The organism is Bacillus cereus group sp. MYBK227-1, from assembly GCF_051916325.1.
Lineage (GTDB): Bacteria > Bacillota > Bacilli > Bacillales > Bacillaceae_G > Bacillus_A > Bacillus_A cereus.
This window is the reverse complement of the sequence record NZ_JBQAGK010000003.1, coordinates 1,056,915-1,070,548: the sequence shown is the minus strand read 5'-3', so window position 1 is coordinate 1,070,548 and position 13,634 is coordinate 1,056,915. Positions and strand designations below refer to the sequence as shown.

Genomic DNA, 13,634 nt, shown 5'->3' with positions numbered 1-13,634 from the left:
TAATCGGGCTGCCCGGCAAATAGCGAGATAAGTTAATAAATCACGTTCATTTATCCCATTTCAACACTTAGGGTAATACTAAAATACTTTATAAACTGTGCTGATTTGTTCGTCTAATCCATTCTCCTACTAAACTCTCAAATAATTCAGGCTGCTCAATTTGCAAATTATGCCCTGCCATATCTAACACTGCTAATGTTGCCCTTGGATATTCTTCAATAATTTCTATAATATTTTGATAACCTACTGATATATCTTGTCTTCCAGTCAGTAAAAGAACGGGATTTTCATATTTTTCATGCTGAAAATCCATAGTAAGAGAGTAATTCTTTTGCAACCTTTCAATAAATTCATAATTAGCAACATCTAACCCAGGCTTAATTTCTTCTTTAAATCGCTTATATGTATATTCATTTGCTATTACAGCTAACTCACAAAACTCCTCTCTTTCTGTGGAAGTGAGCGTATTTAAAAATTCCTCATCTTGTACAATTACCTGTTTATCTGGAAGAATCCTTTTTTCTGGCTCCGCTACAACAACAGGACATACTAATAGTAATCCGCTAACTCTCTCAAACATCTTTGCAAGTATACCTTTGGCTAAATAGCCTCCATATGATTCTCCTACCAATAAAAATTTTTCAGTAGAAATGATTTCCTCAATAAATGTGATAAGCACTTCTACTATACGATCTGAACTATTTATCCAATTTGGAGCATTCGATTTTCCCATTCCAGGTAAATCAATATATATTCGCTTATAACCTTCATATTTCTGAAATACTGATTCCATACATTTCATCATTAACCTATGGTCAGGGGCGCAGCCATGTATGATAATGACCGGTTTACCCTCTCCCACAATTTCATAGTATATTTCTGCATCTTTAATTCGATATATCATAAAAAAGCCTCCCTATTTAGTGGCAATACTATTCCACTCTGTAAGAATACACGTTCTTATTTTATATCTTTTCTCAACATTTTCACAAATATTAATCTTCAGATTAAAAATAAAAAGCTCACAAAAAAAAGATACTCATCATTTTATATGCAATTTTGCATCTCCACTTACAAATCACTAAAAAAACTTTACAATTCAAAGGATGACTAAATATACAATTTCTATTTAAAGTCTTGATACAGTCTATACTATCAACTGCAATATTTTTTCAACTTTAAGAATACTTACACTCTTTAACACTTTCCTTATAAACATGATTTTTATAAGGAAATCTGATACAATTCTTAAATAATATTATTATGTATAGATATAACGAACATAGTGCATAATTAAAGAAGGTGATTTCATTGAAATTAAATAAAAATTTACAATTATGTATATTAATCGGAACATTAATATGCTATTCAATCTATTTTATGTTTTTCTATCTGTTCCCTACTCATTTTTCAAATTCAGATGTACGCTTCGCTTCACTTGTCGTTGAAGCCATTACATTTGTATCACTGATTTACTCTATATATTCTAAAAAAGTCAGTTCAAATCCGTTTTGGATATGTATTACAATAGCAATTGGTAGTTTTTTATTAGGGAAAATAGTATATACATATCAAGATAGCTTCTTCGAAATTCCAATACATCGTTTTACGGTTTCTGATGTATTTTACATGTTTTTTCTATTTTTCTGTCTTATCGCTTTCTGCTATAAAATCTTAAAGGAATGCAATAAATGGGAAAAAGCGTTCTTTATTTGTGATATATGCATAGTGCTTACTTCCATATTTACATTAGAATGGTATTTATTTAATCAACCAAATTTAAATATATTCGCTCTTTCACTAGGAGATGTTTTCCTTTCATTTTTATACCCAATTGCAGATTTATTATTTCTACTGCTAGGTGTTAGTCTCTTTTTCCGTCCAACAATTTTTAATTCCAAACGGAAAATTTATATCTTTATTTTTGTATTAATAAGTTCTGCAACTTTTAACTATATTTATTTTTACTTAAATAACCACTTATCAACTGAAACGATAATATTATTACGTCTTTTATATAGAATACCTATATTACTTATTGCAATAGCTGGCTCTATTTCAGAAGATCATAATAGCCATAAAAATTATTTCCTTGTAAACCCTATAATAGGAAAAAAAGCTTTAGTTGTATTTCCCTATCTTGCTGTTGCAATACTAATCGGGTTTACATTAAAAGAACAAACATCATCTTCAACTCTCATTACAGGAAATTGTATTACTTTTATTTTCGTACTCATTCGTCATTCTATCGTACGTATGCAAAACAATTCCTTAACAAAACGTTTGCAGGCATTTAATGCCCAACTAGAAGAAAAAGTTACTTTACGGACTTCTGATTTAGTTCATAAATCAGAGGCTCTTTCTCAAAAACAACAAAAATTCAAATCATTATATGAATATCATCCTGACCCTATTTTCACCATTGATTTAAATGGAATATTCTTAAATGTAAATAAGGCTGGGAGTGTACTACTTGGAGCACCAACAGATGAGTTACTCGGTGAAACTTGTTTTTCGATTATTTTAGATGAAGATAAGCATAAGCTAGCATTGGCGTTAGAGAAAGTGAAACAACAAGAATCGGCATCCTTACAACTTAGTTCTCAATATAAAGATGGCTTTACTTATTTTTTATACGTTACAATCATTCCTATTATAATAGACGGACAAATTTCAGGAAGCTATATTATGGTGAAAGATATTACTGCACTAAAAAAACAGCAAGAAGAAATAAAATATTTAGCATTCCATGACACTGTAACGAAAATTGGTAACCGTGCCTTTTTCCATAAGAAATTAAAGAGAGTTATAAAAAATGCTGAAATAACAGAAAGCGAGTTTGCATTATTATATTTAGATTTAGATCGCTTTAAAGCAATTAACGATACACTTGGACATTCATCAGGAGACTACATATTAGAAGAAGTAGCAAAGCGCTTCCAATCATGTCTTCCATCACATACTCATCTTTCAAGAATCGGTGGCGATGAATTTACAATCATAATTGAAAACTATACTGACGAAGATTACTTATTCCAATTATGTAACCAATTATTTAAATGCATGAAAAAGTCATTTATCATACATGAGCATAAATTAACTTTATCACTGAGTATCGGCATCGCTATTTATCCACATTCCGGAATCGATACCGCTACACTTCTGAAAAACGCTAATGTTGCAATGTATGATGCAAAAGCAAAAGAACTTAACTCTGTATCTATTTATGACGATGTAATCGCTAAAAAAATTGAAAGACGATTGCGATTAGAAAAAGATTTACCAAACGCACTACAAAATGAAGAATTGTTCCTTTTGTATCAACCTCAAGTTGATAGTGAATCTAATAAAATTATCGGTGCAGAAGCTTTAATTAGGTGGAATCATCCTGAATTAGGTATTATTTCTCCATACGAGTTTATTCCGATTGCAGAAGAAACACTACAAATTATTTCAATAGGTAAATGGACATTAGAGCAGGCTTGTAAACAAATGAAACGTTGGCACGCACTCGGATATTCACATTTAAAAATAGGTGTAAATTTATCTGCTAAGGAATTTGAACAAGAGGATTTTGTAAAATCTATTTCTTCTACTTTAACAAATACAGGTTTACCAGCAAGCTCTCTTGATCTTGAATTAACAGAGCGAATTGCAATGATGGATGAGCGAGAAACATTGATAAAACTGCGTACACTAAAAAGTTTAGGGATTCACATTTCTATCGACGATTTTGGTACAGGTTATTCTTCGCTAGCCTACTTACCTTTGTATCCAATTGATACGTTAAAAATCCCGAGAGAATTTATTACAATGTCTGAAACATGTGATGATGGAATGGAAATTATTAAAACGATCATCACATTAGCAAATACATTAGGAATGTCTGTCATTGCTGAAGGTGTAGAAACGAAAGAGCACGTAAATTTCCTTCAAAAAAATAAATGTCAGTTTATTCAAGGTTATTATTACAGTAAACCTATTCATATTCATGCATTTACTGAGCTATTAGAAAACGGCATTCACCCATAGTACATAACTAATTAGAACAAATATAGCAAAAAGGAAAGAAGATACCTTCTTTCCTTTTGTTTTTCTATTTACATTTCTATTACTTCACCACTTCATTTATTATATCTATTATTTGATGAATTCCCTCATCATTTGTTTTCTTATATCCATTCATGTTTTGAATATATTTCTCCTTATTTGTATACAACTTATTTACTGCATGTATAAATGTATTCGTACTTACTCTGTCTTGGAGTATAACTTCAGCATATCCTTGCCGTGAAAAATATTCAGCATTTAAAACTTGATCTCCCCTACTGGAACTGTTAGTTAACGGGATAAGCAACATCGGTTTCTTCAAAAATAACAATTCAGAAATAGCAGTAGAACCCGCTCTGGAAACTACAACACTTGCCATATTTAGTATATGCGGCAACTCGTCGCCTATATATTCAAATTGCATATACCCCTCCATGCCAATAGATGGGTCTACCTTTCCTTTACCACATATATGAATAATATTAAAGTTTAATAGTATTGTATCTAAACATTCCCTTACCATATCATTTATCCACTTAGCACCTTGACTCCCACCCATAATTAATAATACTGGTTTATCTTGCTGAAATTCACAATATCTTCTTCCTCGTAATACGTTACCCTTCTCAATTTCTTCCCTTACAATTGGTCCTACATAAACCTTCTTCTCATTACTTACATTTTCTCCTGTCTGAGGAAATGTTGTGCATAGCTTTGTAGCAAAAGGTAATGCTATTTTATTGGCAAGCCCTAATGTGCTATCTGGTTCACGTATAATTATAGGCACACGATTTAACCATGCTCCTATAGCTACAGGAACTGAAACAAATCCTCCTGCTGAAAAGATAACGTCAGGCTTTGTTTTCTTAATTAAATTATAACTTTGTAAACAACCGCGTATAATTTTAAAAGGATCTTTAAAATTCTCCCAATCCCAATATCTCCTAAGCTTTCCCGTTGAAACACTATTGTATTTAACATTTTGCACTAATGATTTTTCAATTCCATTTTTGGATCCAATATACTCGACTCTCCAGCCTTTCTCTATAAATTTAGGAATTAATACAATATTAATCATAACGTGTCCGGCTGTACCGCCCCCAGTAAAAAGAATCGTTTTGCTCATAACTTATACCCACCTTTATTATTAAAAATCTAGCTTTCTCTTTACCTTTTAAATGTAAATAAACTTATTATTTTTTATATAAATCTTTAACTCCACCTCTATATCTTGTAAAAGATCGTTAATGAGTTCATAAAAATCATTTCCATACTCACTACACTCGTATTGAGCAAAGATTTGAATCACATATCTAGTTTCCGTCTCTAATGCTGACTTTATTCGATTAACCCTTTTTTCTTCTACATACGCTTGATATTTATGTATTGCCTCATAAATAAGCAATACATGCGCTTCTTCATCTCTCCAGTCCAGCGTATCAACAATTGAAAGAAATAGCGTATTTTGATTATCTATTACTTCATAACCATTCATATATTTCTTACACCCTTTTTTGTTTTTCATTGCACGCAGATGTCACTACACTTCGCATACTCAAGTACATCTTTTAATGATTGATGAAATTCAATTTCTGGGATCCAACCTAAATTTTTTATTTCCTCTGTTGCTAAACTCTCATTTGAGTCGCTCCCACTTTTCTCTGTTTCCTCTATAAAAAAATTTAGCTGTGTTAATTCTTTATATTGTTCTAGTACATCTAATAAAGATCGTTTTACTCCTGATCCGATATTATATTGTTTTCCATTTATTCCATCTCGTAATAACACATGATACGCTTTGACCGCATCACGTACATCTAGAAAATCTCTACTATCTTTCAAACTGTTTACTTCGATAATAGCCTTACTTCTACCTGATTCTATATCTATTATTTTCTTTGCGAGAATCGAACAAATACCATTCGATACCCCTGGACCAATTAAGTTTGAGGGCTTTGCAATGATAATATTTGAATCCATTAATCCTCCCCAAGCCTCTGCAATAATGACTTGCATCGTTTTACTTAAACTATATGGATTTGAAATTTTCATTTCGTTCATACTATCTGCTTGCAAAGCAGATCCTATAACTAATGTTCTACAATGCGAGGCTTCTTGCTTAATTGCTTCTAATAAATATAACGTTCCTATTACATTAATCTCTATATACTCAAGAGCAGCTGTCCAAGATTCTATAACCGAATTCCTTCCCGCTAAATGCAATACGTAGTCTGGCTTTATTTGTTTCATTACCTTCATTACTTCGCTCTTATTAGTTAAATTACACGTAATACCATTTCTAATTTTTTCTCTATGTGCACGATTTTGAAACATAGGAATTACATGAAAGCCCTGCTCTAAAAAATAGTGGCAAGCATGGCGGCCTGTGAAACCATTTGCACCAGTTATTAAAAGGCTCGCATTTTTTTTCATCGCAAAAACCCTCCTTTTAATAGCATTTGTTTCACCTCATGTTTTGCAAGTAAATCTTGTTGAGAACTAAAACTCTTCACATCCACTAGCGGATAGCTAGAATAATATTCTTGAAGTCCTTCGATAGGAATCGTCGGTAGTACCACAAAATAATTTTGATCAAAACTTATACTTGTTTTACTCTCTACCTCAGATAGAAGCATTTCACTTAATTTTTCACCCGGTCTTATCCCTACCTCTTTCACCTTAATATTTTCTTTTTTTGAATCTTCAATTAATATTTCCGCTAAATCTGTTATTTTACATGCCGGCATTTTCATAACAAAGATTTCCCCGCCTCTACCTTGATATACGGCTTTAAATAACAATCCAACAGCATCTTCAACTGTTAAGAAAAATCTAGTCATATTCGCATCGGTAATCCCTACTTCTGAAGATCTTTTAATTTGTTGTTTAAAAAGCGGTACTACACTTCCACTCGTTCCTAAAACATTTCCACCACGAACACAAATGAATTTTGTTTTCTTCGTTTGTATATTCGCATGAACCATTAATTTTTCACCAATTGCTTTTGTCATCCCATACGTATTTGATGGATCAGCTGCTTTATCCGTTGAAACATATATAACTTTTTCAACTTGCATCTGTGTAGAGGCTTCAATTACATTTTGCGTACCATGTATGTTAGTTTTTATAGCTTCATAAGGATAATACTCACATACTGGAACGTGTTTTAAAGCTGCAAGATGGAATACATAATGTACACCTTGGCATGCATAGACTAGTTGATCTTTATCACGAATATCTCCAATAATAAATTTTAGCCTATCATCATTTATAAACTGTTGCTGCATTTCAAACTGAACCGTTTCATTTCTTGAAAAAACTCTAATTTCTTTCGGTGATTTTTCTAATAGTTGTTTTATAAGTTCATGCCCCCACGAACCTGTACCACCAGTAATTAAAATTATTTTATTTAACATTCCTTTTCCTCCTACGAAACATCTCAATTTAAATAATATTTATTGAATTATTTTCAATTGATTCAAATCATAATCGTCGTTTGTTACATTTAATTGACAAAATAAAAAAACAGAAACTATTAAACTTAGTTTCTGTTTTTCATTTCACCTCACAACAGTAAGATTTTCCATACTGTTTGCATGATAAATAAATTCCTTGTAAAAAAACACCGCTCATTTATTTCTTATACTCGTAATAAAATAAATAGAATGATTCATAGCCAATAATCATGTTTAAATTTATGAAAAAGGGAGGTAACGGAATGGACCGAAGCAATTCAAATCATACATATAACGGACCTTCCAAAGCACTGCCTCTCTCCCTATTCGACGTAAAAAATGAATTAAAACAAAAAAGCAAGCTTATTCCTTCTGACACCATGTATAAATTAACGAAAGAAGAACAACTCATCATCAACAAAATTAAAATACAAACAGAACAACTAAATAAAAATAATGTTACAAGAACACGCGCATACTACCAATTTTACATTCAATATCCAGAAATACATTGGGCACTGCTTGGACATATGGTATCACGTAACGGCGGTTGGAATATGACTGATTTAAAGGGGGATTTATATACGAGAATTTTATCAGAGAAAGATCAATTCATATTTTTTTCTTTTTTAGAAAGAGGGAATTGGCTTATTTTCCAAGATGTATACCCTCAATTTTTACTTTACGAACAAAGTGTAAAGAGATCACAAAAGTTATTTCACCTTCTCCCTCACCTAAATGTTTCTACATTTATGGAAACGATGTGGAACGATTTTTGGAAAACAGGCAACAAAAAAACATTAGCGATTGCAACTATTGTTAATGAACAAAACTACTTAGAAAAAAGAGTGATTCAAAATGTACAATTTAAAAAGACTGTACTAAATAGTATTGGATTTAAACTCTTTGATTTCTTTCAGTTTAATCATATTCTTTTCCCATTCTACGAAAATGATAAGAAACAAAAAGTATTACTATTTGGTGATACAATGAAACATTTCACTTCCTTACATGAACGGATATTAATTGGAAAAAGATTGTACTCATTATTATTTCGAGATACACATGTTTTATCTCAAATAATAAGCTGGGCTCAACACCATCCACATACAGGATCAAGGAAAGATTACTGGCCCCATTTATTTTCAAGTGTAAATGAATCTTTTTCCCGTGAGTTTTATAAGCGCCGAATAAAGAAATGCCAGTTACGAAATGGCGCTTATCGCATATACAGCCCTGCACTCATCTATGCATGGCGAGATATGAAGCATGAAGAAGTTGACAGTGAAGATTGGTTTACCGATTGGCAAGTTGTAAATTACTTAGTTGATAAGGAGGAAAATATAAATGGACAAATTACAGAAGACTACTGCAAAACACTCGAAAAAATTGAACTCGCCATTCTCGCAAAGAAAAATGTCCTCCTCCGAGAAGAAGAATGAGTTTCTAGCATTAGTAGTTACAATCTTTCTCTCTTCTATTATTGGAACTTGCTTAGATGCTTTTTTTGTTCATAAACAAATATATTCCTTTCCGGCTAGGCCCTTCTCATCCACATTTTCGGTTAATATAGCTTTTACATTGTTCGTACTGCCGATTTTAACAGTTATCTTTATACACATTTCAAAAAAATTATCTAAAGTTTCTAGAACTTTATTTATTATTTCAATCGGTATTTGTGCTAGCCTTTTTGAACAGATTGCTGAAAGTTTAGGTTTATTTGTACATAACGCGAATTGGAACCATACATATTCTTTATTTGGTTATATGATTTTTCATTCTTTTATTTGGAACGTATATAATTGGATAAAAAAATAAAGAGACCATTATAGGTCCCTTCTTAAGCATACTCTTCCGTTATTGCTAATGGTGCCAATGTTTGAAGGCTTTTAGAGCGTAAACGATAGGCAACGACTTTCTTCTTATATTGCTTAATGACATCAACATGTTCTTCATAGCTATATAGCGAAAATCTAATCTCTTTATTCCCTTTCTTCGTATCAATGACTATGGGTGTCCCTTCTCCGTGCGGCGGGAAATAATGTTTATCTAAAAACAAAGCCTCATTAAATTCATGAATAACTTGTAGTTTCATTTCTCCCTCTATATTTTTTCCATCTATCGATATAGAAGTATTTTCCGCCTCAAGCTTTTGATGCAATTCAAATTTACTAATAATTGATTCCACAACAGAAGTGGGCATGCTAGAAACTAATACTTTAATAGCTCCAAAAACAAATAATGTAACTATAAACCATGTTGTCATTGTTATCATCTCCATTACATTTAAAAAATAAATTTCGTTCCATACGGTATTAGTATACTAATGAGTATTCCAGTTACAATCATCGTTACCGAACCGATTGTCGCCTCTTTCTCGCCTTCCTTCACGAGACGGCTCACACCGATAATATGTGATGCACAGCCCATTCCAACTCCTTTTCCAATCGTACTTGTTATACTGAAAAACTTAAGTACTGTTGGTCCGATAATAGCGCCTGTTATTCCTGCAACAACTACAAAACTAGAAGTCATAGATGGAATACCACCAATTTGATCCGCTAATGATAGGGCAATAGGCATCGTTGCTAACTGTGGTAAAGTAGTTAATATAAGTTCCTTATCTATATTTAAAATTCCGCCAATCACTACATTCATACTCGTTACAGCCACTATACCTATCACTACTCCAATAAGTATCGATAAAAAATTTTTCATAAGTATCTTTCGCTCTTTAAATAGAGGTATGGCTAATGCTACAATTGCAGGGCTCAATAAGCTTGAAAGAATGTCTCCTCCATTTTCCCTATACTCATGATGAGAAATACCAAAAATGAAAAATAAACAAATCATAATTGCCGTAACTGTTAACACCGGTAACGTAAATGCAAACGTAAATTTTTTATATAGCTTTGTCGCCAAGAAATAAATTGCTACAGTAATAATAATTAAGACCATTTGAATCGTGCACCTTGTCGATTTTATTTTTTTGTTGTTATTAATAATTGACTTATATACCCTGAAACAATCAAAGTTACTACAGTACTTGCAACTACTAAAAAGAATATAATACTCTCCTTACTGAAAAGAAAAGACCCGTATTCCATGAGCCCTGTTGTCGAAGGGATTAAAAATAACGGTAAAAATACGATTAACTTTTCCGCACCTAACTCAAACCATTTTAACGGTAAAACGCGAGTGGAAAGAAGCAGGAACAGTATTAACATCCCTATTAAACTTCCTGGCATTGATAGATGGAATACTCCTTGAATCCACGTACCCACTAGGCTAAATACATATAGCACGCCTACTTGAAGTAAAAGCGTCACGTACTTCATTTCTTTCCCTCATTTCACTATCACACATCCATATTATGAAATCTCATTTAGCGTGTCGGCAAACCGTTTAATTCCAAGTTGAATTTGTTCTATATTCGCTCTACCAAACGTAAATCGTATATATTCATTTTTCGAACCTAAAACACTGCCCGGAACAAATGCGACACCATTCTGTATAGATTCACCTAATAAGTGATATTCATCAAACTTTCCTTTCACTTTACACCATACATGTATTCCACCCTCTGGCACGAAACATTCAACTCGGTCTCCCAATGTTCCTTCAAGCTCTGCAATTAATACATCTCTTCTTTGCTTCAATTGTCCACGAAGTATCGTAATATGTTTATGGAAATCCTTTGATTCTAAAAATTGATTTGCTACCCACTGCGTAAATACACTATGGCCAAAATCAACTTGTTGCTTTGCATCTGCTAAACGCTCAATTACACGTGTAGGACCAATTATCCATCCAATACGTAATCCTGATGCAACAATTTTTGATAATGAACTTATATAAAGAACATTTCCATTTTGGTCCATTGATTTTAATGTCGGGTTCACTTCTCCATTAAAAGAGATTAAACTATACGGATCATCTTCTACAATTGGTATACCGAACTCAGAAGACAGTTCTAAAATTTTTTTACGTCTCGCTAATGAAAGCACAGTCCCCGTCGGATTCTGATAATCTGGATTCAAAAACACCATACGAATGCGATGCTTTTTGTGCAAATCGATTAAGTCATCTGGATTCATTCCATGCTCATCAACAGGTAAATGAAATATGTTCAAACCGGCCGATTTAAACATTGGAAGCGAAAAACAATACGAAGGATCTTCAATCGCGATCGCATCACCAGGTTTTAATAAACATTGAACGATAAGATTAAGCGCCTGTTGTGCTCCTGACGTAATAAGAATAGAGCTTGAATCTGCTTCAATTTGTTTATATTGCTGAACATGTGCTGCAATTGTTTTTCTCAACATCTCATTTCCAAGTGGATGATCATAACCGAGGTTTTCCATAAATGTTTTCTCCGACAAAATTGTTCGAAATCTATCACTTGGAATTAATTCTGGTGACAGTTCACCGCTTGCTAAATTAATTAAATCATCTTTTTGTGTTTCCGTTCGAATTTGTTGAACGAGTGGTACGTTAGGTAAGAACGATCCATCCTCCACGTACCTACCCCAGTTCGGTATTCGTTTATGTGAGACACCCCATATGTCTGTATTGACCCGTGTTCCGCTTCCCTTTTGCCGTTCTACTACTCCAAGTGATTTTAATTCTTCATACGCAGCTACTATTGTACTCCGGTTCACCTGTAATTCCTTTGCTAACATACGCTCAGAAGGTAACTTACTATCAGAAGGAAATTCACCTGAAGAAATGCCTCTTTCAATATAATCCGCAATTTGTTTATATACAGGTGTCTTATCTGCACGATTTGGTTTCCATTCCATCTAGTTTCCTCCTTTCAAAACGAACTATCCTCATTTTTTACTAACAGTATTCACCGTAAAAATAGTATTAATTAGTCACATTTTCTTATCCGTAAATGGATATATCCAAAATGGTTCTCTTTCTGATTACTCAATAGCTTCTGAAATTCCAACTTCATACTCTCATTTCAATTCTTTTACAAACTATTAAATCATTACCGCGTACCATGTTACCCCGGCCAGTAGAACAAAAAGAAGAAGAATATAGATTGCAGATAAGTTTTTCACATTTCTTTTTGTAGACTTACCGTAATTCTCCTCCACGTTTCTTGCAACTAGTACAGTCCCAAATAGCGATACAATTACAATAATAACGACTAGTGAAATTGCAAAACTCATTGTCTTTTCACCTCTCTAAGACCCATCTATTTTAATTAAAGAACTTACATAAAAACCTTCCTCTTTAAAACGTCGATAACATACTACCTTTCTTCTCTTATCATAATAGATGTTTACAAAAAGCGGACCAACCACTTTCATGTTTTTTTGCTCATCCACTTAAAAAATAAAAAGCAACTGATCACTTAGGACCAGTTGCTTTTTTCACACGATAATTTTTCATTTAAAATTAATTCGATTTAAAAGTTTCGCCTTTTCATAATGAAACATCGACTGAGATAACTCAAAAATTGTTCCATTTACAAGATACACTGTATTTTCAATAAGAAGCGCCGGATCACCTTCATTTAATTCTAAAAGCTGTGCATTTTCTTTATTTACTTTTTCACAACTAATAACTTTATCAGCAAAACCAATATTTAATCGTAAATCTTCAATGAAATAACTGTATACAGAGCTTAATGCTATTTCTTCGTTCAAATATGGAATAATATCCTTTTTGAAATAACTTACTTCAATAGAGAATGGTTTAGCATCTACAATTCTTAAGCGCTTCAAAAAATACAACCTAGTTCCAGCTTCGCATTGCATCCGCTTTGCTATCTCTTCGTCCGCATCTATTACTTCCAGCTCTAACACTTTCGTTTCAATATTTTGTGAAACAAGATTTTTCGTTAATCCACGTAAACTTCCTAAATTAATGTAATCTGTTACAGAAGTTTCGCGTAAAAACATGCCACTACCTTGCACTTGAAAAATATAACCTCTATTCACAAGCTGACTAATTACTTTACGTATCGTATTACGGCTTACTTCAAATCGATTCATCAACGCTTCTTCTGTAGGTAGTTTTTTCGTTTCATTAAAAAGCCCATCTCGAATGTTTTGCTCTAACACATCTGCAATTTGTTTATACTTTGCACTCATACACTTTCTCCTAAAATAC

At 32.7% G+C, this 13,634-nt stretch carries 14 protein-coding genes; 3 read left to right on the top strand and 11 right to left on the bottom strand.

Annotation, left to right across the window (positions count from 1 at the left end):
- Positions 1-88: 88 nt before the first annotated feature.
- Positions 89-904, bottom strand: coding sequence for an alpha/beta fold hydrolase (locus ACTFRM_RS18840; protein WP_000640334.1), 816 nt, complete (start codon positions 902-904; stop codon positions 89-91).
- A gap of 407 nt (positions 905-1,311) precedes the next feature.
- Here ACTFRM_RS18840 and ACTFRM_RS18835 point away from each other — a divergent pair, with 407 nt between their 5' ends.
- Positions 1,312-4,032: a sensor domain-containing protein gene (locus ACTFRM_RS18835; RefSeq protein ID WP_000773557.1), complete on the top strand. Its 2,721-nt coding sequence runs from the start codon at positions 1,312-1,314 to the stop codon at positions 4,030-4,032.
- A gap of 79 nt (positions 4,033-4,111) precedes the next feature.
- Here the strand turns inward: ACTFRM_RS18835 and ACTFRM_RS18830 are convergent, their stop codons facing one another.
- The 4 genes from ACTFRM_RS18830 to ACTFRM_RS18815 are packed head-to-tail and all read right to left on the bottom strand — an operon-like array spanning position 4,112 to position 7,466.
- Positions 4,112-5,176: an undecaprenyldiphospho-muramoylpentapeptide beta-N-acetylglucosaminyltransferase gene (locus tag ACTFRM_RS18830; RefSeq protein ID WP_000047562.1), complete on the bottom strand. Its 1,065-nt coding sequence runs from the start codon at positions 5,174-5,176 to the stop codon at positions 4,112-4,114.
- Between the two features lie 48 nt (positions 5,177-5,224).
- On the bottom strand, positions 5,225-5,575 hold the full coding sequence (locus ACTFRM_RS18825) for a DUF6572 domain-containing protein (protein ID WP_002164458.1): 351 nt from the start codon (positions 5,573-5,575) through the stop codon (positions 5,225-5,227).
- Entirely contained in the window at positions 5,572-6,483 is a 912-nt protein-coding gene (locus ACTFRM_RS18820; RefSeq protein ID WP_000739078.1) for an NAD-dependent epimerase/dehydratase family protein, read from the bottom strand. Before ACTFRM_RS18820 ends, ACTFRM_RS18825 begins: the two co-directional genes overlap by 4 nt.
- Positions 6,480-7,466, bottom strand: coding sequence for a UDP-N-acetylglucosamine 4,6-dehydratase family protein (locus ACTFRM_RS18815; protein WP_000932609.1), 987 nt, complete (start codon positions 7,464-7,466; stop codon positions 6,480-6,482). Before ACTFRM_RS18815 ends, ACTFRM_RS18820 begins: the two co-directional genes overlap by 4 nt.
- A 302-nt stretch (positions 7,467-7,768) precedes the next feature.
- Between ACTFRM_RS18815 and ACTFRM_RS18810 the strand changes: the two genes are divergently transcribed.
- Both ACTFRM_RS18810 and ACTFRM_RS18805 read left to right on the top strand, forming a co-directional pair.
- Positions 7,769-8,947 (top strand): DUF2515 domain-containing protein, encoded by a 1,179-nt coding sequence (locus ACTFRM_RS18810; RefSeq protein WP_059303505.1) that lies wholly within the window; start codon positions 7,769-7,771, stop codon positions 8,945-8,947.
- Positions 8,922-9,323: a CBO0543 family protein gene (locus tag ACTFRM_RS18805; RefSeq protein ID WP_440043479.1), complete on the top strand. Its 402-nt coding sequence runs from the start codon at positions 8,922-8,924 to the stop codon at positions 9,321-9,323. The genes ACTFRM_RS18810 and ACTFRM_RS18805 overlap by 26 nt, the downstream gene beginning before the upstream one ends.
- Positions 9,324-9,345: 22 nt before the next feature.
- On the opposite strand, the gene ACTFRM_RS18800 is transcribed toward ACTFRM_RS18805, so the two are convergent.
- The 6 genes from ACTFRM_RS18800 to ACTFRM_RS18775 form a co-directional block, all read right to left on the bottom strand.
- Complete coding sequence (locus ACTFRM_RS18800; protein WP_000214634.1) at positions 9,346-9,771, bottom strand: YfmQ family protein; 426 nt, start codon at positions 9,769-9,771, stop codon at positions 9,346-9,348.
- A 20-nt stretch (positions 9,772-9,791) separates the two neighbouring features.
- A complete protein-coding gene (locus tag ACTFRM_RS18795; protein WP_000242939.1) occupies positions 9,792-10,463 on the bottom strand; it encodes an LrgB family protein in 672 nt (223 codons plus the stop codon).
- A 23-nt stretch (positions 10,464-10,486) separates the two neighbouring features.
- A complete protein-coding gene (locus tag ACTFRM_RS18790) occupies positions 10,487-10,843 on the bottom strand; it encodes a CidA/LrgA family holin-like protein (RefSeq protein WP_173600396.1) in 357 nt (118 codons plus the stop codon).
- A gap of 33 nt (positions 10,844-10,876) precedes the next feature.
- Positions 10,877-12,310, bottom strand: a complete 1,434-nt coding sequence (pdxR, locus tag ACTFRM_RS18785; RefSeq protein ID WP_000454965.1) for a MocR-like pyridoxine biosynthesis transcription factor PdxR — start codon at positions 12,308-12,310, stop codon at positions 10,877-10,879.
- A 186-nt stretch (positions 12,311-12,496) separates the two neighbouring features.
- A complete protein-coding gene (locus ACTFRM_RS18780; protein WP_000006458.1) occupies positions 12,497-12,688 on the bottom strand; it encodes a hypothetical protein in 192 nt (63 codons plus the stop codon).
- Between the two features lie 219 nt (positions 12,689-12,907).
- Positions 12,908-13,615 (bottom strand): GntR family transcriptional regulator, encoded by a 708-nt coding sequence (locus ACTFRM_RS18775; protein WP_001274912.1) that lies wholly within the window; start codon positions 13,613-13,615, stop codon positions 12,908-12,910.
- Positions 13,616-13,634: the final 19 nt, after the last annotated feature.